This window comes from Vibrio gigantis, assembly GCF_024347515.1.
Taxonomy (GTDB): Bacteria; Pseudomonadota; Gammaproteobacteria; order Enterobacterales; family Vibrionaceae; genus Vibrio; species Vibrio gigantis.
Window position 1 is genome coordinate 83444 of record NZ_AP025492.1, and the last position, 21256, is coordinate 104699.

Below are 21256 nucleotides of genomic sequence, written 5' to 3' on the forward strand. Positions count from 1 at the left end.
GCGATCAGGTAAACTGGTTGCCTCTTTTGTTTTGAATACTACTGTCTGTTGGAGACGACCTTGCAACTACAACTGATTTGCGAAGATGCTACACAAATCGATCATCTGAATGACTTAGCGACCCGTTGGAATTTATCTCACGACGAAAGCAGCGAATTTGCTTTGGTGCTGACTAGCGAACGCCTTGAGCTACGCAAAGTAGACGAACCCAAGTTAGGGGCTATCTTCGTTGATTTAGTTGGCGGCGCGGTTGGTCATCGACGTAAGTTTGGTGGCGGTAAAGGTCAAGCTATTGCCAAGGCGGCAGGTTTAAATAAAGGTGCTACGCCAACCATTCTTGATGGTACGGCTGGCTTAGGGCGTGATGCATTTGTACTGGCTTCTCTAGGTTGTAAGGTGCAAATGGTCGAGCGTCACCCTGTTGTTGCAGCGTTGCTTGATGATGGATTACAGCGTGCACAGCAAGACCCTGATATTGGTGGTTGGGTAAGCGAACGTATGACGTTGATTCACGCTTCGAGCCATGATGCGTTGGATAAGCTTAGTAACGATCCTAATTTTGAACAGCCTGATGTGGTGTACCTCGATCCAATGTACCCGCACCCTGAGAACAAAAAGAAATCAGCTTTGGTCAAAAAAGAGATGCGCGTATTCCAATCTTTAGTGGGTGCGGATCTGGATGCTGATGGTCTATTTGAACCGGCGATGAAGTTGGCATCGAAGCGAGTTGTGGTTAAAAGACCCGATTATGCGGCTTGGTTACACGAGCAAAAGCCGAGCATGGCAATCGAAACCAAAAAGAATCGTTTTGATGTGTATGTGAAAGCATCAATGACTTAGATAAAGCATCAATAACTTAGAGACACGCTAAGAAAATTTCCCGTCATAAATACGATAAAATGCCATTTAACACTTGCGATAGTCGCGTTACGGATGTATATCTAACTAAGAATCATTATTATTCTTAGCTGGAGTTGTAGCATGGCTAAACGCTTTTGTAAGTTAAACCGTCGAGATATCACTGAACACCTGGGCGAGATCCACAGCTTGGTTACTGAACCTAAGTTTGTGTGTCGTTCTTGTGCTCGTTCTTCGGCGGATCAAGCTAATCTATGCAAACCAACAGCAATTCCACCTCTTGGCTGTCAGAACAAGCCTGTAGAAGAGAAGGCAGCATGCGGCCTGTTAGCGGAAACATTACCTGTACCCGAGCTATCGCTCGCGGAAATCAACGAGTCAATTGAGCCTAGCGTGCAAATATTCGATCCAGCCGCTGCTGATATTGCCCCTCATCTTGCAAAAAAAGAAGCAGTACAGAAAAAAGCCAAGCTGAAAAAACTGATGGCGAAGGCGAGTGGTGATGAGAAAGCAGAACTCAAGCGTGCGAAGAAAGCGGCCAAGAAACAAGAGAAGTACAACAAAAAGTTAGTGAAGATGATTAAGAAGCAGCAAAAGCTGTTTAAGAAAAGTCAGAAACTGGAAAGTGATCTTGAACGCATCAACCTACAACTTGATGACGTTGCCTTCACTGAAACCAAGACTCAGGTAGTGAGCCATAATCACATCCACTGAAGTTGATTTGAATGGTTTGTTGCTACCGCGATGATTTAAAAAGAGCGACCTTAGGTCGCTCTTTTGCTTTTTGGGGTTATCCGAGCTAACTCATGCAGCTCATTGAAAGCCGTTAGGCGTTGCTTGCGGATCTTGCAACGCGCTTCTTTACCCACGTCTCATTGACGAATAGAGAGAGCAAGATAACAGCGCCACCAATAGACAATCGAACCAAATCGACATCTCTGTTCCAAATCAGGATATTCACTACAAGGCCCGCAGGTACTAATGCATTGTTCATCACCGCCAGCGCACCAGCATTCACCATGCACGCGCCTTTATTCCACATAAAGTAACCCAATCCCGAGGCAATCAAGCCAAGGTAGATCAGGATTCCCCATTGAAGTGTTGTGGTTGGCAGTTTTTCAGGGTTGCCCAGCAGCATGAAAGCAACCGACGCGACGCATAACGCCCCTAGGTAGAAGTAACCAAATACTGTTCGCTGAGGTAACTCGGTCGATTCTTTCTCCATCACCACTTTGTAGCCCACCTGACCGATAGCAAAACAGAGGTTCGCGCCTTGTACGACAAGGAAGCCAACTAAAAAGTTTTCGTTGATGCCTGCGAATTTAATGAATACCGCGCCCAATACCGCAATTGCAGCTGTCACTAAGTACCACGGAGAGAATTGCCCTTTAAGAAAGTCATAAATCAGGGTGACGTAAATTGGTGTGAAAACCGTAAATAAAAGGACTTCAGGAACGGACAGCAGTAAGAAAGACTGATAGTAGAAGCAGTACATTAGGCCAAGCTGGATACCACCAATCGCCATCAATTTAGCGATCAGCTTACGCGATATGCCGCGAAACTTTAGAAAAGGAAGAAATACGATGCCAGCAAGGGCAACACGCATTAAAACAGAGAACCAAGAGTCAACCTGACCCGCAAGGTAAACGCCGATCAGGCTAAAGGAGAAGGCCCATAGGAGGGTAACACCAGCTAAATAGCTCATAGTAAAACTTCGTTAATAAGATATGAGCTGTATGTTACCTAACCTTAAATCATTAGTCTTCTGAATCTCTTAGAGGCACGACCAGCATATCAACCGGAGACGCGTTGATCAGTTGTCGTGTTGAAGAAAGCAGCTTACTCCAAAAGTCTTGATGATGACCACAAACCACGAGATCAACATTGAACTCGTTGATGGTGTCACACAGCTCATGACTTAAATCACCACTGCCAACGAGGGTATGGGTGATCGGGTATTGAGCGTGCTCAGCAAAATTTTGCAGCTGAATACGAGATGCTTCCATCGCGTTGTGCTGGGTTTCGGCCATGTTGATATCAATCAGGCCAGTGTAGAGCTCTGCGTAGTTAATATCGATATGGATAAAAGAGACTTTGGCTTCCAATGGCTTTGCCAATGCTACCGCTTTATCCACAATTAATTTGCTGTCTTCTGATAAATCGACCGCGACCAAAATATGTTTGTAACTCATATCGCTACCTCCTTTATTCATTGTCTGATTAAAGACTAGCACTATGCGATGGCTTTTTTTGCTGAAGTGATCTCATATCCATCGTCTTGCGTAGTGAAGGTTCGAAATATCGGTTAACTAATGGTCAGCGAGATATTAATAAAATAGTGATATAGTAAAGAAAATTGAGGATGTAATTAGGAGTCTTAAATGCTGTCAAAAACTATGGTTGAGCAACTGAATGATCAAATTAACCTAGAATTTTTCTCATCCAATCTATACTTACAAATGAGTGCTTGGTGTGAAGACAAAGGATTTGAAGGTGCAGCTGAGTTTCTGCGTGTTCATGCAGTAGAAGAAATGGAACATATGCAGCGTCTTTTCACTTACGTAAGCGAAACAGGTGCAATGCCAATTTTGGGTGCGATTGAAGCACCAAAACATGAATTCGAAAGCCTTGGCGCAGTGTTCCGTGAAACTTATGAACATGAGCAGATGATTACTGAAAAGATCAACAAATTGGCTCACGTTGCTTTCAGCACACAAGACTACTCAACCTTTAACTTCCTGCAATGGTACGTTGCAGAGCAACACGAAGAAGAGAAGTTGTTTAAAGGTGTATTGGATAAGCTAGAACTTGTTGGTGAAGACGGTAAAGCATTGTTCTTTATTGATAAAGACCTAGCGCAATTGGCAAAAGATGGTTCATCTTCAATTATGGAAGCTCCTGCCGTTTAGGTAGCACGAGAAAGACACTGATTGTCTTTTTCTTTTGAGTTTTCTTATGAAGATGTAGGGAGGAAAGGATGATCAGCGGCGACACTATTCTATTTGCACTAATGGTTGTGACTTGCGTGAACTGGGCGCGTTATTTTACTGCGCTAAGAACACTCATTTATATAATGCGAGAAGCGCATCCTCTACTTTATCAACAAGTAGATGGAGGCGGTTTTTTCACAACCCATGGCAATATGACCAAACAGGTTCGCCTGTTTAGTTACATCAAAAGCAAAGAGTATCACCATCATCACGACGAAGTTTTTACTTCGAAGTGCGATCGTGTAAGGCAGTTATTCATACTCTCTTCCGCTTTGCTCGGTGTAACGTTGCTGTCTTCTTTCATCGTCTAAGTTATTTAGTACGTGTGAAGTAGAACTTAGGTTTTTGGTGTAAAGCTTCGGTTGTTGGTTCGCTAAGCCAAGTAGTGGTTTTACTGCTGTCTGCAAATTGTACAATTGAACATCAATTGCAAAGTTTAAAATTGCCGCTAAAATAGCGAGCAATTAGTAAGGATGTGCTGTTTATGCACATCCTTTTTTATTGATGGCATTTTGAGAACAGGGCGTCCTCAAGGTGCAAAGTGAAGAAAGCAGAACCACAATGAGTGAAAAATTTGATGTAATCGTAATTGGTGCGGGCGCCGCAGGCTTAATGTGTGCCGCGGAAGCCGGTAAACGTGGCCGACGAGTGCTGGTGGTTGATCATGCGAAAAAGCCAGGCAGAAAAATTTTAATCTCAGGTGGTGGCCGTTGTAATTTCACTAACTATGATGTTTCAGCAAACAACTTCCTGTGTAACAACCCTCACTTTGTGAAGTCAGCTTTATCTCAATACACCAACTGGGATTTTATCTCGATGGTGAGCAAGTACGGCATTGAGTTCGAAGAGCGAGATCATGGCCAGTTGTTCTGTGTGAATGACCATACAGCAAAAGACATCGTGAGCATGTTGCTTGAAGAGTGTCAGCAAGCAAAAGTCGAACAGCGCTACCGTTGTGATGTTCACTCTATCGAAAAGACCGACTCTGGCTTCAAGATGCACCTCAATACCGACCAAGTTGAATGTGATTCACTGGTGGTCGCGACCGGTGGTTTATCGATGCCTAAGCTGGGCGCAACGCCATTTGGCTACAAGATTGCAGAGCAATTCGGTCTGTCCGTCATGCCGACCACAGCAGGCTTAGTGCCGTTCACGCTACATAAAGAAGACAAAGAAGATTTCGCTGAGCTTTCTGGTATTGCGATTCCTGCAGAGATCACGGCGCAAGACGGAACCTTGTTTAAAGAAGCACTGCTGTTTACGCACCGTGGTCTATCTGGTCCTTCGGTACTGCAAATCTCTTCATTCTGGAAAGCGGGTCAATCGGTTTCGATTAATCTAGTTCCTGAAGTGGATGTGGCTGAACTGCTTGCAAATTCTCGCGAGAAGCACCCAAATCAAAGCCTGAAAAACACCTTGGCGAAAGCACTGCCAAAGCGTTTTGTTGAGGTATTAATTGACCGTAAAGAGCTGGAAGACAAACCGCTCAAGCAGTTTAATGAAAAGCAGCTTAGTGGTATTGTTGAGCACCTAGAGAACTGGAAAATTGCGCCAAACGGCACCGAAGGCTACCGTACTGCGGAAGTCACTTTAGGCGGTGTGGACACCAATCACCTATCTTCAAAAACCATGGAATGTAAGAGCGTTTCTGGCCTCTACTTCATAGGTGAAGTAATGGATGTAACGGGTTGGCTTGGTGGTTATAACTTCCAATGGTGTTGGAGTTCTGGCTTTGCTGCAGGCCAGTGGGTTTAAGCTTGTGTAGAGACAATAAAGTTCGCCCGTAGTAGCTCTGCATATTAGCCTCTTTTGTTCTGATTTTGATAGACAAACCCTCATGCCTACGTTGATAAGTATGAGGGTTGTTGAGAGCATATAACGCTTTGTAAGTTATAGGTTCTTTTTGATTTCATTTAACTCTTCTACTGAGATTTCACCGTTAGCGTAACGCTTTTTTGCAATATCAGCAGCACTCACTGTTTTTGTGGTTGAGTCGTTGTTGGAAAATATCATATAGATAATTGTTCCCCAAAAAAGAGCCATCGAGATTGGCATTAGCCAGTGAAATTCATGATACCCAAACATAGTTTTCCCTTAATCTTTAAAGTGAATTGTCGTGTTGACGGAACTGATTTTGAAGGTTCTAGCTACAGGAAGGTCAATGACTTTTTGGGAAAATGTGAATTATATTCTGAACTCAGTGCTCTGTTCTTACTCATAACCATTTCAAATAGAAACCTTTGGTCACGACGTATTAACGGGGTTATATATTGGTGGTAAAGAAATGCTGTAATGTAGGTACTATCATTTAACGGATGTCGGTTTTTTCGTTGTAAAGGCCAATCCACTCAGTGTTCAAGGAATCTTAATGCTCAATATTAGCCAAGTATCAAAACAGACGGGCTTAACCAGTAAAACGATTCGCTATTACGAAAGTATTGGTCTAATTAGTACACCACCGAGATCTGAAAATGGGTATCGCTTCTTTACTCAAACTATTGTGGATGAATTGGGCTTTGTTGCTAAAGCAAAAGAAGCCGGCTTTAACTTAGAAGAAACGAAGCAGTTGCTTGATCTGCAAAGGGATGAAAACCGTGCGAGCGGGGAGGTTAAGGATCTTACTTTACAGAAGATTGAAGAGATAGAGCTTAGAGTGGAGCGATTAAATTCTATGTTGGACACTTTAAAAGGATTAGCGAGTAAATGTAAGGGCGGGGATTCTCCAGATTGCCCGATTGTTCACTCGTTGTCTGACACAGACTAACTTAACAGTTATTGTTAGATCGAAAGTACGGGCTTAGACTCCGGCGTGTGAAGCCTAAGCAATCTTACTAGGTTCTGCTGGTTACGATGGATTATTGTGTTTTTCGTTATCAACGTTGGTTTCATCAGTTTCTGATTTTGGCTTATTACAGCCCATCATTTTCATCATCGCAAACATCATCACACCACAAAGAATCACCTGAATAGCAAGGCCGGTTAGAGCTTCGGTCGAGAGATTACCTGCGAATAAGAAAAATGCTACAGGTAGACCTAGACATAATATGCAGATGATTTTACAAAGTTTTTTGGTGTTCATAGTAGAGGTTGCCTTAATTGTTGGATGCGTTTTTTGAACTGGCTGTAGCATGAAGGTTCCAGTAACAGTAAGGTCAACGCTTTTAAACAACTAATTTGGCAAACTTGAAATTATGCCGAGGGGTACTGAAAAGGCTAGCGTAATAACTAGCCATTTTTTGAGTTAGTTATCAGTCTTAATCGGGGCCTTTGTCTTTCCCCATTTGATCTGCTGGATAACAAGACCAGCAATGATCAGTACCAAGCCAAACAGTGTCGCTGGGTGAATTTCTTCGCCGATAATCGTGGAAAGTAGCATCAACGAGATAAATGGCGAGGCAAAGATTAGGTTGCTGATACGAGCCGTATTGTTGGTTAGCTTGAGTGCTGATAGCCACAATACAAAGGTAATGCCCATCTCGAATAAGCCAACGTAAGTCACCGCCATCCAACCCTTCGCCGTAATTTGGCTAAAGCTTTCGCCTTCGTAAAGGGTTAAACCGATCGCGAAGGGTAATGCCACTAAGAATCCAAGCAATACACCCACCACAGGGTCAGCTTTATTTTTGGTATTTAAAATCCAGTAGCCCGCCCACAGCAGCGTTGAAAGCAGAGCTAAGGCCACACCGAGTGGGCTATCGAACTGCATGCCTAACACATCGCCTTTGGTGGCAATAACTACCACACCCGCATAGCTGAAGGTACAGGCAATCCAATCTTGCTTACGAATCTTTTGCCCCAGAAACACTGCCGCCATTAAGGTTAGCGTGATTGCCCAGCTGTAGTTGATAGCTTGAGCTTGAGAAGCGGGCAGTAAGTCGTAGGCTTTGAATAGAATCAGGTAATAGGCTAGAGGGTTAACCAAACCAAGCAGTAAGTAATACCAAGGGTTTGAAAGAAACGTGGTACTCAGTTGAGAAAGCTTGCCTTGAAAGGCGCAGACTGCGATCAGCGCAATCGACGACACAATGCTAGCGATAGTCAGCATTTGAATAGGTGAAAACTCAGCAAGGGTCAGCTTAAAAGCAGTAGCGACCGTTGACCACAGCAGTACTGCGGAAAGGCCAAAGCCCAAGGCACGACGTTCGTTCATGGCAACTCATTCTAATTTGATGGGACAGAATACGGAGCGCCTAGTCTATCTGTCGAATTTTAATACGGCAAACTGGACATTTATCCAGTATCAAAATACCATTTAATGAGTTATTTCCAATTAGGCTAAATCATTATCATGCAATGGATTATCGAACATCAGGCAACGCTTATTGCTGCAATTTCTGGCGCGCTCGTCAGTGGTGGTGTCGTGGGCTGGTGGATTAAACAGAAGCTCTCTTTTCAGCAGCGATTGCTCGAGCAGCAGCTAGAGTCCGATCGTTTGTTGCATGAATCTCAGCAGGCTCAGCTCAAATCATCACTCGCAGAGGCACAACAAGAGCTCAATGAGTTGGATGATGACCGAGACAAAGCGGCATTCGAACTCAAACAAGCGCATGGCAAGGTGATGGCTGCGATGGAAAAACTGCGCTATTTCGAAGCGGTCAAACAAGAACGCCAGCAGTACGCTGATGAGATCAATGTGTTGAAAGACCATAAATCTGAGTTGGAGGCTGAACTTCGAGAGCAAGAGGCAAGGCATGACCAAGAAAACCTCGCCAATAGCGAAAAGCTGCAGTTGCTAGAGCAAGCGGAATCTCGACTTAAGCAGCAGTTTGAGCTGCTAGCAAACCAATTGTTTGAAACCAAAACCGCTAAGGTCGATCAGCAGAATAAGCAGAGCTTAGAAGGTTTGTTGTCTCCACTAAGAGAGCAGTTGGAAGGCTTCAAGAAACAAGTGAACGATAGCTTCAGCCAAGAAGCCAAAGAGCGTCACACCTTGGTACACGAACTTAAGAACCTGCAACGTCTTAATGAGAGCATGACGCGTGAAGCGGTTAACCTGACTCAAGCACTAAAGGGCGATAACAAACAACAAGGTAACTGGGGTGAAGTAGTTCTGGCTCGCGTGCTTGCTGAATCAGGGCTGCGCGAAGGTCACGAATACCAAACACAAGTGAACCTACAGAACGATGCCGGCAAGCGCTATCAGCCAGATGTGATTGTCCATTTGCCACAAGATAAGCAAGTGGTGGTGGATTCTAAAATGGCATTGGTCGCGTTTGAGCGCTACTTCAATGCCGAAACCGATCAACAGCGTGATGCCGCATTACGTGATCACTTAGTCTCATTAAGAGCGCACATCAAAGGACTGAGCCAGAAGGATTATCATCAGCTCAAAGGCATCCAAAGCTTGGATTATGTACTGATGTTTATCCCAGTTGAACCCGCATTCCAAGTGGCAATTCAAGCTGACCCTAGCTTGGTGAAAGATGCGATGGAGCAAAACATCATCTTGGTCAGCCCAACCACCCTGCTGGTGGCACTGCGTACCATTGATAACTTGTGGCGTAACGAAAGGCAGAACCAGAATGCACAAATCATTGCAGAGCGTGCGAGCAAGCTTTACGACAAGCTGCGCCTCTTTGTTGATGATATGGAAGGCCTTGGTAGCTCGCTTGATAGAGCCAACCAAAGCTATCAAGGGGCGATGAATAAGCTAGTGACGGGGCGTGGCAACGTGATTCGTCAGGCCGAAAGCTTCAAGCAATTGGGTGTTGAAGTGAAGAAACCGATTTCGATTGGTTTGGCTGAAATGGCGCAAAATGAGGCTTTTTCAGAAAATGCCTCCTTAGTAGAAAGACAACCTGCTGAGGATAAAGTAAACTAATCGGCCGCAGCGCCTCTAAATACAAAGAGCGCTGTCGATGAGAACTTACCATGGTAGATAACAGCATTATGGACACAAGCGTGCAGACAAATTCAGCAGTAGAGTCAGAAACCACACATTTTGGTTTCGAAACAGTCGCAAAAGACGAAAAAGTCGTGAAAGTAGCAGAGGTATTTCACTCTGTAGCCGCTAAATACGACATCATGAATGACTTAATGTCGGGTGGTGTTCACCGCTTGTGGAAGCGATTCACGATTGATTGCAGTGGCGTTCGCCCGGGTCAACGTATCCTAGACCTTGGTGGTGGTACCGGTGACCTGACTGCGAAGTTCTCGCGTATCGTTGGTGAAAAAGGCCACGTGGTTCTTGCTGATATCAACAACTCAATGCTGAATGTTGGTCGTGATAAGCTGCGTGATAGCGGTATTGTGGGCAACGTACATTACGTTCAAGCAAACGCTGAAGAGCTGCCTTTCCCAGACAACTACTTCGATTGTATTACCATCAGCTTCTGTCTGCGTAATGTAACCGATAAAGACCAAGCGCTGCGTTCAATGTACCGCGTGCTTAAGCCGGGTGGTCGTCTGTTGGTTCTTGAGTTTTCTAAGCCAGTACTTGAGCCGCTATCAAAGGTTTATGATGCCTACTCTTTCCACCTGTTGCCAAAAATGGGTGAGCTGATTGCTAACGATGCAGACAGCTATCGTTACCTTGCAGAATCTATCCGCATGCACCCTAACCAAGAAACCTTGGAAGGCATGATGCAGGAAGCGGGTTTCGAGAATACTAAATACTTCAACCTAACGGGCGGCATTGTTGCGCTGCACCGCGGTTACAAGTTCTAGTCGAACTTGGTAGCAGGCTCGTAGGGCGTGCTAAAAAATAAGAATAAAGACAGAACGGATAGGTTAACGCTTATCCGTTTTCAAAGGTAAGGACAGTCATGCCATTTGATCCATTGGTAACCGCGGTTATTGAAACCTCTTTAAATACTTTCGTGAACGATGATCCAGCTTTGGTTCGTCGTTTGTCTCGTTTAAAGGGGCAGATCATTCAAGTTAATTTGAAAGAGTTGAATAAAACACTCACTTTTGTTTTCAGCCAACAAATTGATGTGTTGTCGGAATACGAAGGGCAGCCTGATTGCTACCTATCTTTGAACCTATCGGTGTTACCGGAACTGCGTGAGCAATCGAACATCACTAAGCTGATCAAGCAAGATAAGCTTATCTTAGAAGGTGATATTCAACTGGCTCAGAAATTTGCTCAGCTGATGACAGACTGCAAGCCGGACTTAGAAGAGTGGTTATCGCGCGTAACGGGCGATGTGGTTGCGCATACCTTGGTCCAAGGCGTTAAAAACGTCGGTGGTTTTGTGGCGAAGCAAGCGACTAAGCATCAAAACCATGTTGCTCAAGTTCTGACTGAAGAGTGGAAGATCGCACCCGCACCGTTAGAAGTCGCGCACTTTTGCGACCAAGTTGACGACGTAAAAAGCTCTGCTGCTCGTCTTGAAGCTAAGTTGAACGCTCTGTTGGAGAAAGCATGACCCCAGCAGAACTGAAACGTCTTTATCATATTATCAAGGTACAGTTGGAATACGGCCTTGATGAGTTGATGCCGGAACACCAACTGACTAAAGCCCCTCTATTGGCGCGAAAGTCACTGTTTTGGCTTAAGAACAAGCATCAAGATAAAGAGTTGGGTCATCGCTTGCGTCTTGCGTTGCAAGAACTTGGCCCTGTGTGGATCAAGTTTGGACAGATGATGTCGACACGTCGTGATCTGTTCCCTCCTCATATCGCCGATCAGTTAGCGTTGTTGCAAGACCAAGTTGCGCCGTTTGATGGTCAACTGGCTAAGCAAGATATGGAAAAGGCACTCGGTGGCAGTTTAGATAACTGGTTCACTGACTTTGATATCGAGCCCCTGGCTTCTGCTTCTATCGCTCAGGTGCATACCGCAAAGCTTAAAGAGAGTGGTCGCGAGATTGTTCTGAAGGTAATTCGACCTGATATTCGCCCGGTGATTGACGCAGATCTAAAACTGATGCACCGAATGGCGCGTATAGTCGCTAAGTCGCTTCCTGAAGCACGTCGTTTGAAACCCGTTGAGGTCGTTCATGAGTACGAGAAAACGTTACTTGATGAGCTAGACCTGCGCCGAGAGGCGGCCAATGCGATTCAACTACGACGTAATTTTGAAGGCAGTGAAGAGTTGTATGTCCCTGAGGTTATCCCTGATTTAAGCAGTGAAACCCTGATGGTGTCAGAGCGAATCTATGGTATTCAAGTATCCGATATTGAGACGCTAGAAGCCAACGGCACCAACATGAAATTGCTGGCGGAACGTGGCGTGACGGTATTCTTCACTCAAGTATTCCGAGACAGCTTTTTCCATGCAGACATGCATCCGGGCAACGTGTTCGTTAACCCAGAAAATCCAGATAACCCTCAGTGGATTGGTTTGGATTGTGGCATTGTCGGCACGCTTAACAGTGAAGATAAGCGCTATTTAGCAGAGAACCTGCTGGCTTTCTTCAATCGAGATTATCGTAAAGTTGCAGAGCTACACGTTGATTCGGGGTGGGTTCCACACGACACCAACGTCAATGATTTTGAGTTCGCGATTCGTATGGTGTGTGAGCCGATTTTTGCAAAACCACTTGGCGAGATCTCATTTGGCCATGTGTTGCTAAACTTATTTAATACAGCAAGACGTTTCAACATGGAGGTTCAGCCTCAGTTGGTACTTCTTCAGAAGACCTTGTTGTATGTGGAAGGCCTAGGTCGCCAGTTGTATCCGCAACTTGATTTGTGGGCAACCGCTAAGCCTTTCCTTGAAACCTGGATGATGAATCAGGTGGGGCCGCAAGCTGTGATCAACGCAGTAAAAGAGCGTGCGCCATTCTGGGCAGAAAAACTGCCAGAGCTGCCAGAGTTACTTTATGACAGCTTGCGCCAAGGTAAAGCGATGAACCACAGAATGGATCAGCTTTATCAAGGTTACAGAGATAGTAAGCGTCAGCAAGCAACTGGAAAGTTTTTGTTTGGCGTTGGAGCCACTTTAGTCGTATGCTCCGCAATATTAGTTTCAAGCCCTTATGAGCAGCTATCTATGGGCTGTGGCATCGCAGGTGTCACATTTTGGCTGCTTAGTTGGCGAGCTTACCGTCGTTAGACAGTAGACTCTCTTAATATTTTTATGTGTAGACAGACCCGAGGACAATGACAATGGGTGGTATCAGTATTTGGCAACTTCTAATCATTGCTGTAATTGTAATTTTGCTATTCGGAACAAAGAAACTGCGCGGTATGGGTGGTGACTTAGGTTCAGCGGTTAAAGGCTTCAAAAAAGCGATGAGCGATGAAGACAAGCCTGCAGATAAGAAAGATGCAGACTTCGAACCAAAGAATATTGAACAGCAGAAGAAAGAAGCTCACGCTGAAACAACTGCTGAAACAAAGAAAGACAAAGAGCAGGCGTAAATCGTGTTTGATATCGGTTTTTGGGAACTGGTATTAATATCTGTCGTTGGGTTAGTGGTTTTAGGACCTGAGCGTTTACCTGTGGCGATTCGTAGTATTTCCAAGTTTGTTGGACAAGCGAAAAGCATGGCAAACAGTGTGAAAGATGAACTTTCTCACGAGCTTAAGGTGCAAGAGCTGCAAGAAAACCTGCGCAAGGCGGAAAAAATGGGTATGGAAGATTTATCCCCAGACCTAAAAGCATCAGTCGATGAACTCAAGCAGGCCGCTGCTGAGGTTCAACGTCCGTATGCTAAGCCTGAGTCTGATAAGCCTAGTGAGACTAAACCTAGTGTCACGGAAACTGTGGAATCTGAAACTATTCAGGTTAACAGCGAAGCTTCAGCACCGTCAGATAAGAAAGCCGAATAGTCTCGCAAGGAGGGGTCGCCAGATACTTAAGTCGCAAGATGTTTAAGTAGATACCTATTCAAGTGGATACCAATTCAACTGGATAGATAGGTGCGCGACTCCTTTTCGATCTTCCTGTTTAAGAGGTTTGACATGTCTTCGACTGAGCAGACACAGCCTTTAATTAGCCATCTTCTAGAACTACGTAATCGCCTACTACGCGCGATTGTCGCGGTGCTAGTGATATTTGTCGGGCTAATTTATTTTGCTAATGATATTTATGAATTCGTATCAGCACCTTTGGTAGATCGTCTACCGGAAGGGGCGACGATGATCGCAACCGATGTTGCATCGCCATTTTTCACACCACTGAAATTAACTTTGATCGCGTCTATATTCCTCGCGGTTCCGTTTATTTTATATCAGGTGTGGGCTTTTGTTGCTCCGGGTTTATACAAGCATGAAAAACGCTTGATCATGCCGCTATTAGCTTCGAGTTCATTGTTGTTTTACTGTGGTGTGGCGTTCGCTTACTTCATTGTATTCCCGTTGGTATTTGGCTTTTTTACAGCCATATCATTAGGGGGAGTAGAGTTCGCAACCGACATATCAAGCTATCTTGATTTTGTACTCGCGCTGTTCTTTGCTTTTGGTATTGCCTTTGAAGTGCCAGTTGCGATTATCTTGTTGTGTTGGACGGGGGCAACAACGCCTCAATCTTTGTCTGAAAAGCGTCCTTACATTGTCGTAGGTGCTTTCATCATTGGTATGATGCTGACACCACCAGATATGATCTCGCAAACATTGTTGGCGATTCCAATGTGTATTCTATTTGAGATTGGTCTGTTCTTCGCACGTTTTTATACGCGTAAGCCAGATGCTGATGAAGAGGAAGAAGCTGAATCTTAATTCGGTATGCCTTCAGTAAAAATCACATAATAAAAAAGCGGCCTAGGGCCGCTTTTTTATTATGTCTGTTTATCGAATCTTTAACTGATAGCCACAGTTCTGACATATATAGAGCTCTTTGATGCCCCAAATTTTATGCCATAGAGTTCGATGCTGACGTTGTAAGTGTTGTGAGTGGTCACACATAATCAACTACCTCCATATGCAGGCGGTTGATACTATATGTATCACTTAGCTTTCTCAAATAAATTCATGGAAAATCCATAATAATTACTTATTAATAGATTTATCATAGATTAAACAGTGATTTAGCATTGGCGGTGGTTATGCTTTCGACTTCTTCAAGGGTAATTCCGCGCAATTCGGCGATGCGTTTTGCCACCAATTCTGTATAGGCTGGTTCATTGCGTTTACCGCGATTCGGTGTTGGTGCTAAGTATGGGCAATCTGTCTCTAGAATGACGTAATTCATATCAAGGTGTGGGATCACCTTATCCATCCCTGAGTTCTTAAAGGTCGATACGCCGCCTAAACCTAAGTGAAAACCTAACGCATTGATTGCTTGAGCTTCCTCTAAGCTGCTACCAAAGCAGTGGAATACGCCACGTAAGCTGCCATCTTGTTCTGTACGGAGTAGGGCAAGTGTCTCTTCAATAGAATCTCGTGTGTGGATTACTACAGGTAACTCGAGCTCTTTTGCCCACTGTAGCTGGGTGACGAAGGCCATCTCTTGTTCGGCTTTAAAGGTTTTATCCCAGTACAAGTCGATACCAATCTCACCCACCGCGATAAAGTCATGCTTATCAAACCAAGCTCGAATGGTTTTGAGGGTTTGCTCGATATTTGCATCCACATAACAAGGGTGTAGGCCCATCATTGAACGGCACACATCAGGAAACTGAGCTTCCGTCGCTAGCATTGGCTCGATAGATTCTAAATCGATGTTCGGTAACAGAATGGTATTAATACCTTGAGCAAGCGCACGCTGCACCACTTGTTCGCGGTCTTCATCGAATTCACTAGCGTAAATATGAGCATGGGTGTCGATCATTGTTTTGTCCTGAAAGCGGTCATTACTGAGTTGTCATGAGTATACGGCAGTGTGAGGAGAAGGTCATTTTTTGCCATTTATCCCTGTTTTTGAGTGGGTTTCATATTTTACTGCTAGCGTCCTGAGCCATCAGTGATATGCTTTTGCCTGTATTTAGCACTTTTCATATCTAAGTATTTCGGTACTTAGACTAGGCAAGGAGAATCTAGTGTCTGTTTCAATTCAAGGTCAATTCCCAGGTCGCCGTATGCGCCGTATGCGTAAGCACGACTTTAGCCGTCGCCTAATGGCAGAAAATCAATTGTCTGTGGATGATCTAATCTACCCAATGTTTATCCTGATGGGTAAAGACCGTCGCGAGCCTGTCGAGTCAATGCCAGGTGTAGAACGCTTGTCTATCGATTACATGCTTGAGGAAGCAGATTACCTGTCAAAACTGGGTGTTCCTGCGATTGCTCTATTTCCAGTAGTGAACCAAGATGCTAAAAGTTTATGCGCAGCTGAAGCTCATAACTCAGAAGGTTTGGTGCAGCGCGCTGTACGTTTACTAAAAGAGCATGTGCCAAACATGGGCGTTATTACTGACGTAGCACTAGACCCATTCACCACTCATGGCCAAGACGGCATCATCGATGAAGATGGTTACGTGATGAATGACGAGACGACAGAAGTCTTGATCAAGCAAGCATTATCACACGCTGAAGCGGGTGCAGATGTGGTTGCACCATCAGATATGATGGATGGTCGTATTGGTAAGATCCGTGAAGCGCTAGAAGAAGCGGGTTACATTCATACTCAAATCATGGCGTACTCTGCGAAATACGCATCGTGCTACTACGGTCCATTCCGCGATGCAGTCGGCAGTGCTTCGAACCTGAAAGGTGGTAACAAGAAGAACTACCAGATGGATCCTGCGAACAGCGATGAAGCGATTCACGAAGTAGCCATGGATCTTAATGAAGGTGCGGATATGGTGATGGTTAAGCCTGGCATGCCTTACCTAGACATCGTGCGCCGTGTTAAGCATGAACTTCAAGCGCCGACATTTGCATACCAAGTGTCTGGTGAGTATGCGATGCATAAAGCGGCGATTCAAAACGGTTGGCTGAAAGAGCGTGAAACCGTAATGGAATCATTGCTGTGCTTTAAGCGAGCTGGTGCTGACGGAATTCTTACTTACTTTGCTAAAGATGTTGCTGAGTGGCTTGCAGAAGACAATGCACAAGCAGCAGAGCACTTAAAGGAAAAGTAACCGCGCAGAACTCACTTAAGTGATCAGTAAAAGGGTTGGCCGTTGTGCCAGCCCTTTCGTTTATAAAGGATAGATAAGATGTCAGTTGTCGTACGTGAAGGTTCGTTAGAAGAGGTGGTCTCTGTTGTCGAGCAGATCTCTGAATTCGCTAAAAAAGAGAGTGTCGCTTCTCTTTCAGAGCGACTGACAGGGAAAAAGAGCCTTATCTTAGTGGCTGAAGAAGCTGGCGTGTTGCTCGGTTTTAAGATCGGCTACGAAATGGATAAACACACCTTTTACAGCTGGTTTGGTGGTGTATCACCGCTCGCGAGGAACAAAGGCGTTGCACAGGCGCAATTAGATGCTCAGGAGCAGTGGGTACAACAACAGGGATACAAGTTGTTAAAGGTTAAGTCTCGTAACCAGTTCCCCGCAATGTTGCGACTGTTATTGAGGAACGGTTATCTAATCGAAAAATTAGAAGAAAAAGAACACATTAATGACCATAGAATTCATTTTTTGAAGCAAATTTGAGCACAACAGTTAAGGGAATATAAATTAAATGAGATTTATTATCATTTAAGTGTTGACTATTAAATGAGAATCATTATTATTAACTTCGTCTTAGGGAATGAGGAAATGTTCACAAGGATGTTAAGTACTCAAGTATCTACTTGGTTACCCAACAGAATTCTCGCGAACTTGTACTAAGTTCTTTTTGACACGACATTGCTCACATTGCTTCCAGTGTAATTTATAGCTTTTAGGTAAAGCTGTGGTATTCAATTTGAATGGCTTTACCAGTTTTTGCTAGGCGACATCTTCGGGTGTCGCTTTTTTTATACCTAGCATTTCAACAAGATGCATATTTAGTAGCACGTATTTTTATGAATAAAACGCCATCAGCATTCTTTTCCACAACGCAAGATCGAGAAAAGATCGTTGATCATCTGTTCGATCTGTAAAAATATTCTTTATTTTCATGTATTTATTTGTGTTTTTTGAGTTGTTCACCTTAGTTCTCAACAGGGTGGATAAATAATATAAACAGAGTTATCCACAGAACGCTTGCGTCTAAGAACAAAAAATAACAACAAATCGATTATAACGAACACAACCGAGTGAACGGATACAGATCGACAACGTGGAATCCAACTAACAGACGTGGCATTCTTAACAGATAATTTCTGTACTTACTGGATACACAAACATTATGGCTCGTATTCCTGATAATCCATTGATTCTGATTGATGGCTCTTCTTACCTATATCGCGCGTTCCATGCTTACCCTGGCACAATGAGCAATGGTGATATCCCAACCAACGCTGTTTACGGTGTAGTTAACATGCTGCGCAGCATGATGCGTCAATTTGCTTCTGACCGTATTGCGGTAATTTTTGATGCGAAAGGAAAGACGTTCCGTGATGACATGTACCCAGAGTACAAGGCAAACCGTCCACCTATGCCTGATGATCTTCGTTGCCAGATCGAGCCTTTGCACAATGTGATTCGTGCGATGGGTTTGCCACTTATCTCTATTCCCGGTGTTGAAGCGGATGATGTGATCGGTACGCTTGCTTCTCAAGCTTCTGCGATGGGTATGCCTGTGCTTATTAGTACTGGCGATAAAGATATGGCGCAGCTTGTTGATGACAACGTTACTCTGATCAACACCATGACCAACGTGGTAATGGATCGTGAAGGCGTGATTGAGAAGTTTGGCATCCCGCCAGAGCTTATTATCGATTACCTTGCGCTGATGGGCGATAAAGTCGATAACATCCCAGGTGTTCCGGGTGTCGGTGATAAGACAGCGACGGCTTTGTTGCAAGGTATTGGTAGCATCGAAAAGCTGTATCAAAACCTTGATGATATTGCCGCTCTTGGCTTCCGTGGTTCAAAAACTATGGCTAAGAAGCTGATTGATAATAAAGACAACGCTGAGATGTCTTATGAGCTTGCAACAATCAAACTGGATGTTGAGCTTGAAGAGACGCCTGAGTCATTAGTAAAAGCGCAGCCAAATACGGATGAGCTGATTAAGCTATACGGTCAACTGGTCTTCAAATCTTGGCTAAACGAGCTACTTGAAGGCGGTAGTGGTGTGGTTGAAGCGGATGAGAAATCTGCCGCAGCGGGAGCTGGGTCAGTACGCAGCAGCGCTTCTGCAACAACGTCGACTGTTGAGATGAATACGTCTGCCGTGACGATTGATCGCAGCAACTACGAAACCATCCTCGATGAAGCGTCATTCAATGTTTGGCTAGAAAAACTGAAAGCGTCTGAAGTGTTTGCTTTCGATACTGAGACAGACAGCCTAGATTACATGGTTGCGAATCTCGTAGGCCTGTCATTCGCAACTGAAGAAGGCGTTGCCGCTTACGTACCGGTTGCTCACGACTACCTAGATGCACCGCAACAGCTGGATCGCGATTGGGTACTAGAACAGCTTAAGCCAATTCTTGAAGATGAATCACAAGCTAAAGTTGGTCAGAACCTGAAGTACGATATGAGCGTTTTAGCGCGCTACGGTATCGAGATGAAAGGCATCAAGCACGACACCATGCTAGCGTCTTACGTTTTCAATAGCGTTGGCGGTAAGCATGATATGGATAGCCTAGCGCTGCGCTTCCTACAGCACAGCTGCATCTCATTCGAGCAGATTGCAGGTAAAGGTAAGAAGCAGCTTACTTTCAACCAGATTGAGCTGGGTGAGGCGTCTCCATACGCTGCAGAAGATGCAGATGTGACACTACGTCTTCATAACCGTTTAATGGAAAACATCGAGCAAGATGAAAAGCTAAAAGCGATTTATGAAGAGATCGAAGTACCGCTGATTCCAGTGATGTCTCGCATTGAACGCACTGGCGTATTCATCGATGACATGTTGTTAGGCGCTCAATCGCAAGAGATTGCGGTTCGTTTGGATGAGCTAGAACAGAAAGCCTACGAGATTGCAGAGCAAGAGTTCAACATGAACTCGCCAAAACAGTTGCAAGCGATTCTGTTTGAGAAAATGGGTCTGCCTGTTATCAAGAAAACGCCATCAGGTGCACCTTCAACCAACGAAGAAGTGCTGCAAGAACTGGCGCTTGATTACCCATTACCTAAGTTGATCATTGAGTATCGTGGCCTTGCGAAACTGAAGTCTACCTACACAGATAAGCTGCCGAAGATGATCAATGCTGAAACGGGCCGTGTTCATACGTCTTATCACCAAGCGGTGACAGCAACGGGTCGTTTGTCTTCGACGGATCCAAATCTACAGAACATCCCAATTCGTAATGAAGAAGGTCGTCGTATCCGCCAAGCATTCGTTGCACAACATGGTTGGAAGATTTTAGCGGTCGATTACTCTCAAATTGAATTGCGTATCATGGCGCACCTATCGGGTGATAAAGCGCTTCTGGAAGCATTCCAACAAGGCAAAGATATCCACGCGGCAACGGCTGCTGAGATCATTGGTGTTGATATTGAGCAAGTAACGACTGAGCAGCGTCGTCGAGCTAAAGCCGTTAACTTCGGTCTTATCTACGGCATGAGTGCCTTTGGCTTGGCTAAGCAATTGGGTATTCCTCGTGGCGAAGCACAGCACTACATGGATACTTACTTCGAGCGTTACCCTGGAGTGATGCAGTATATGGAAGACACGCGTAGTGCGGCTTCAGAGCAAGGTTTCGTCGAAACCATTTATGGCCGTCGTCTGCACCTTCCTGAAATTCAATCTCGTAATGGCATGCGTCGTAAGGCAGCTGAACGTGCGGCGATCAATGCACCAATGCAAGGTACAGCAGCAGACATTATCAAGAAAGCGATGCTATTGGTTGATGAATGGATTCAAGCGGAAGGCGATGGCCGTGTGAAACTGCTTATGCAAGTACACGATGAATTGGTATTTGAAGTCGAAGAGTCAGCTTTAGCCGAAATTGAAAGTAAAGTACAAGAATTGATGGAATCAGCTGCAGAGCTAGAAGTGCCGCTTGTGGCGGAAGCTGGCCATGGTGACAACTGGGATCAAGCCCACTAATCAGTTTTTGACCTTATTAAGTAAATTAGTATGAGCCAGTGCACAAACACTGGCTTTTTTTTGTCTCAAATAAAGTTGAGTCATGAAAAGGTTTTAGGTGTTTAAATAAAACATTCATGAAAAAAAACTACAAAAATTGTTTTCATTTCTGAGCAATTGTTGTACATTAAATCTCGTAGGGTACAGAGGTAAGATGTTCTATCTTTCAGACCTTTTGTTTCACGTTATTGGATTAGGCTGATTCAGCCGCCCCAGTCAGTATTTGACTGGGGCGTTTTTTCTTGTGCGAAAGAAAAATATTTCCAACCTACCATTTCCCCGTAGAACTCCTCATTTTTTAGTACCTTTTATTTCACTTTCTCAAGCACAGTGATAACCCCCTGATTTACTTTAGAACTGGAGTTTGATCAGCTTTTGGTAATTTAAATCCGTTTATAAGTTGATTGTTTTATCACTTGAAATAACTTTTATTTTACAAGTGATCGATAAAG

Annotated in this window: 23 protein-coding genes; 17 read left to right on the forward strand and 6 right to left on the reverse strand. The window is 44.5% G+C overall.

Annotated elements, in window-relative coordinates; translation table 11 throughout:
• The first annotated feature begins 60 nt into the window (after nucleotides 1-60).
• A complete protein-coding gene (locus OCV56_RS00380; protein ID WP_086711572.1) occupies nucleotides 61-840 on the forward strand; it encodes a class I SAM-dependent methyltransferase in 780 nt (259 codons plus the stop codon).
• A gap of 141 nt (nucleotides 841-981) precedes the next feature.
• Nucleotides 982-1572: a hypothetical protein gene (locus OCV56_RS00385; protein ID WP_086711574.1), complete on the forward strand. Its 591-nt coding sequence runs from the start codon at nucleotides 982-984 to the stop codon at nucleotides 1570-1572.
• Between the two features lie 112 nt (nucleotides 1573-1684).
• On the opposite strand, the gene OCV56_RS00390 is transcribed toward OCV56_RS00385, so the two are convergent.
• Together OCV56_RS00390 and uspA are read right to left on the reverse strand one after the other, a co-directional pair.
• Nucleotides 1685-2563 (reverse strand): carboxylate/amino acid/amine transporter, encoded by an 879-nt coding sequence (locus tag OCV56_RS00390; protein ID WP_086711576.1) that lies wholly within the window; start codon nucleotides 2561-2563, stop codon nucleotides 1685-1687.
• A 52-nt stretch (nucleotides 2564-2615) separates the two neighbouring features.
• The gene (uspA, locus tag OCV56_RS00395) at nucleotides 2616-3050 is read right to left on the reverse strand and encodes a universal stress protein UspA (RefSeq protein ID WP_017060149.1); all 435 of its coding nucleotides are present in this window, start codon (nucleotides 3048-3050) and stop codon (nucleotides 2616-2618) included.
• A 189-nt stretch (nucleotides 3051-3239) separates the two neighbouring features.
• Between uspA and ftnA the strand changes: the two genes are divergently transcribed.
• The 3 genes from ftnA (at nucleotide 3240) to OCV56_RS00410 (ending at nucleotide 5603) form a co-directional block, all read left to right on the forward strand.
• Entirely contained in the window at nucleotides 3240-3767 is a 528-nt protein-coding gene (gene ftnA, locus OCV56_RS00400) for a non-heme ferritin (RefSeq protein ID WP_017066029.1), read from the forward strand.
• A 68-nt stretch (nucleotides 3768-3835) separates the two neighbouring features.
• The gene (gene uspB, locus OCV56_RS00405; RefSeq protein ID WP_009848060.1) at nucleotides 3836-4159 is read left to right on the forward strand and encodes a universal stress protein UspB; all 324 of its coding nucleotides are present in this window, start codon (nucleotides 3836-3838) and stop codon (nucleotides 4157-4159) included.
• 250 nt (nucleotides 4160-4409) lie between these two features.
• Entirely contained in the window at nucleotides 4410-5603 is a 1194-nt protein-coding gene (locus OCV56_RS00410; protein ID WP_086711580.1) for a BaiN/RdsA family NAD(P)/FAD-dependent oxidoreductase, read from the forward strand.
• Between the two features lie 135 nt (nucleotides 5604-5738).
• On the opposite strand, the gene OCV56_RS00415 is transcribed toward OCV56_RS00410, so the two are convergent.
• Nucleotides 5739-5861 carry an SHOCT domain-containing protein gene (locus OCV56_RS00415; RefSeq protein ID WP_261901415.1) on the reverse strand — a complete coding sequence of 41 codons (123 nt, stop codon included), beginning with the start codon at nucleotides 5859-5861 and terminating at the stop codon, nucleotides 5739-5741.
• 355 nt (nucleotides 5862-6216) lie between these two features.
• On the opposite strand from OCV56_RS00415, the gene cueR reads away from it, so the two are divergent.
• On the forward strand, nucleotides 6217-6612 hold the full coding sequence (gene cueR / locus OCV56_RS00420; RefSeq protein ID WP_086711585.1) for a Cu(I)-responsive transcriptional regulator: 396 nt from the start codon (nucleotides 6217-6219) through the stop codon (nucleotides 6610-6612).
• Nucleotides 6613-6693: 81 nt separating this feature from the next.
• Here the strand turns inward: cueR and OCV56_RS00425 are convergent, their stop codons facing one another.
• Together OCV56_RS00425 and OCV56_RS00430 are read right to left on the reverse strand one after the other, a co-directional pair.
• Nucleotides 6694-6927, reverse strand: a complete 234-nt coding sequence (locus tag OCV56_RS00425; protein WP_086711900.1) for a DUF2933 domain-containing protein — start codon at nucleotides 6925-6927, stop codon at nucleotides 6694-6696.
• A gap of 162 nt (nucleotides 6928-7089) precedes the next feature.
• Nucleotides 7090-7998 (reverse strand): DMT family transporter, encoded by a 909-nt coding sequence (locus tag OCV56_RS00430; protein WP_086711587.1) that lies wholly within the window; start codon nucleotides 7996-7998, stop codon nucleotides 7090-7092.
• Between the two features lie 138 nt (nucleotides 7999-8136).
• On the opposite strand from OCV56_RS00430, the gene rmuC reads away from it, so the two are divergent.
• From rmuC to tatC, 7 genes are all read left to right on the forward strand, one after another.
• The gene (gene rmuC, locus OCV56_RS00435; protein ID WP_086711589.1) at nucleotides 8137-9669 is read left to right on the forward strand and encodes a DNA recombination protein RmuC; all 1533 of its coding nucleotides are present in this window, start codon (nucleotides 8137-8139) and stop codon (nucleotides 9667-9669) included.
• A 65-nt stretch (nucleotides 9670-9734) separates the two neighbouring features.
• Complete coding sequence (gene ubiE, locus OCV56_RS00440) at nucleotides 9735-10514, forward strand: bifunctional demethylmenaquinone methyltransferase/2-methoxy-6-polyprenyl-1,4-benzoquinol methylase UbiE (RefSeq protein WP_086711902.1); 780 nt, start codon at nucleotides 9735-9737, stop codon at nucleotides 10512-10514.
• 98 nt (nucleotides 10515-10612) lie between these two features.
• Nucleotides 10613-11218, forward strand: coding sequence for a ubiquinone biosynthesis accessory factor UbiJ (locus tag OCV56_RS00445; RefSeq protein ID WP_017063051.1), 606 nt, complete (start codon nucleotides 10613-10615; stop codon nucleotides 11216-11218).
• A complete protein-coding gene (gene ubiB / locus OCV56_RS00450; protein WP_017065813.1) occupies nucleotides 11215-12849 on the forward strand; it encodes a ubiquinone biosynthesis regulatory protein kinase UbiB in 1635 nt (544 codons plus the stop codon). Before OCV56_RS00445 ends, ubiB begins: the two co-directional genes overlap by 4 nt.
• A 53-nt stretch (nucleotides 12850-12902) precedes the next feature.
• Complete coding sequence (gene tatA, locus OCV56_RS00455) at nucleotides 12903-13157, forward strand: Sec-independent protein translocase subunit TatA (protein WP_086711591.1); 255 nt, start codon at nucleotides 12903-12905, stop codon at nucleotides 13155-13157.
• 3 nt (nucleotides 13158-13160) lie between these two features.
• Complete coding sequence (gene tatB, locus OCV56_RS00460; protein ID WP_048612432.1) at nucleotides 13161-13568, forward strand: Sec-independent protein translocase protein TatB; 408 nt, start codon at nucleotides 13161-13163, stop codon at nucleotides 13566-13568.
• 132 nt (nucleotides 13569-13700) lie between these two features.
• On the forward strand, nucleotides 13701-14456 hold the full coding sequence (gene tatC, locus OCV56_RS00465) for a twin-arginine translocase subunit TatC (protein WP_017060156.1): 756 nt from the start codon (nucleotides 13701-13703) through the stop codon (nucleotides 14454-14456).
• 289 nt (nucleotides 14457-14745) lie between these two features.
• Here tatC and OCV56_RS00470 read toward each other — a convergent pair whose 3' ends face one another.
• Nucleotides 14746-15507, reverse strand: a complete 762-nt coding sequence (locus OCV56_RS00470) for a TatD family hydrolase (protein WP_086711593.1) — start codon at nucleotides 15505-15507, stop codon at nucleotides 14746-14748.
• Between the two features lie 208 nt (nucleotides 15508-15715).
• Between OCV56_RS00470 and hemB the strand changes: the two genes are divergently transcribed.
• The 4 genes from hemB to OCV56_RS26205 all read left to right on the forward strand — a co-directional run bounded on the left by hemB (nucleotide 15716) and on the right by OCV56_RS26205 (nucleotide 21006).
• Nucleotides 15716-16759, forward strand: coding sequence for a porphobilinogen synthase (gene hemB, locus OCV56_RS00475; RefSeq protein ID WP_086711595.1), 1044 nt, complete (start codon nucleotides 15716-15718; stop codon nucleotides 16757-16759).
• Between the two features lie 78 nt (nucleotides 16760-16837).
• Nucleotides 16838-17272: a GNAT family N-acetyltransferase gene (locus tag OCV56_RS00480; RefSeq protein WP_086711597.1), complete on the forward strand. Its 435-nt coding sequence runs from the start codon at nucleotides 16838-16840 to the stop codon at nucleotides 17270-17272.
• A 679-nt stretch (nucleotides 17273-17951) separates the two neighbouring features.
• Entirely contained in the window at nucleotides 17952-20765 is a 2814-nt protein-coding gene (polA, locus tag OCV56_RS00485) for a DNA polymerase I (protein WP_086711599.1), read from the forward strand.
• Nucleotides 20766-20958: 193 nt separating this feature from the next.
• A complete protein-coding gene (locus OCV56_RS26205) occupies nucleotides 20959-21006 on the forward strand; it encodes a hypothetical protein (protein WP_438356636.1) in 48 nt (15 codons plus the stop codon).
• Nucleotides 21007-21256: the final 250 nt, after the last annotated feature.

What these genes read in the sequence shown, in the direction of transcription:
- OCV56_RS00415 (WP_261901415.1), bottom strand. Translation starts at nt 5,861, where the DNA reads ATGATATTTTCCAACAACGACTCAACCACAAAAACAGTGAGTGCTGCT.
- rmuC (WP_086711589.1), top strand. Translation starts at nt 8,137, where the DNA reads ATGCAATGGATTATCGAACATCAGGCAACGCTTATTGCTGCAATTTCT.
- OCV56_RS00385 (WP_086711574.1), top strand. Translation starts at nt 982, where the DNA reads ATGGCTAAACGCTTTTGTAAGTTAAACCGTCGAGATATCACTGAACAC.
- OCV56_RS00390 (WP_086711576.1), bottom strand. Translation starts at nt 2,563, where the DNA reads ATGAGCTATTTAGCTGGTGTTACCCTCCTATGGGCCTTCTCCTTTAGC.
- OCV56_RS00430 (WP_086711587.1), bottom strand. Translation starts at nt 7,998, where the DNA reads ATGAACGAACGTCGTGCCTTGGGCTTTGGCCTTTCCGCAGTACTGCTG.
- ftnA (WP_017066029.1), top strand. Translation starts at nt 3,240, where the DNA reads ATGCTGTCAAAAACTATGGTTGAGCAACTGAATGATCAAATTAACCTA.
- uspA (WP_017060149.1), bottom strand. Translation starts at nt 3,050, where the DNA reads ATGAGTTACAAACATATTTTGGTCGCGGTCGATTTATCAGAAGACAGC.
- OCV56_RS00480 (WP_086711597.1), top strand. Translation starts at nt 16,838, where the DNA reads ATGTCAGTTGTCGTACGTGAAGGTTCGTTAGAAGAGGTGGTCTCTGTT.
- OCV56_RS00470 (WP_086711593.1), bottom strand. Translation starts at nt 15,507, where the DNA reads ATGATCGACACCCATGCTCATATTTACGCTAGTGAATTCGATGAAGAC.
- OCV56_RS00425 (WP_086711900.1), bottom strand. Translation starts at nt 6,927, where the DNA reads ATGAACACCAAAAAACTTTGTAAAATCATCTGCATATTATGTCTAGGT.
- OCV56_RS00445 (WP_017063051.1), top strand. Translation starts at nt 10,613, where the DNA reads ATGCCATTTGATCCATTGGTAACCGCGGTTATTGAAACCTCTTTAAAT.
- tatC (WP_017060156.1), top strand. Translation starts at nt 13,701, where the DNA reads ATGTCTTCGACTGAGCAGACACAGCCTTTAATTAGCCATCTTCTAGAA.
- ubiB (WP_017065813.1), top strand. Translation starts at nt 11,215, where the DNA reads ATGACCCCAGCAGAACTGAAACGTCTTTATCATATTATCAAGGTACAG.
- OCV56_RS00410 (WP_086711580.1), top strand. Translation starts at nt 4,410, where the DNA reads ATGAGTGAAAAATTTGATGTAATCGTAATTGGTGCGGGCGCCGCAGGC.
- cueR (WP_086711585.1), top strand. Translation starts at nt 6,217, where the DNA reads ATGCTCAATATTAGCCAAGTATCAAAACAGACGGGCTTAACCAGTAAA.
- polA (WP_086711599.1), top strand. Translation starts at nt 17,952, where the DNA reads ATGGCTCGTATTCCTGATAATCCATTGATTCTGATTGATGGCTCTTCT.
- tatA (WP_086711591.1), top strand. Translation starts at nt 12,903, where the DNA reads ATGGGTGGTATCAGTATTTGGCAACTTCTAATCATTGCTGTAATTGTA.
- uspB (WP_009848060.1), top strand. Translation starts at nt 3,836, where the DNA reads ATGATCAGCGGCGACACTATTCTATTTGCACTAATGGTTGTGACTTGC.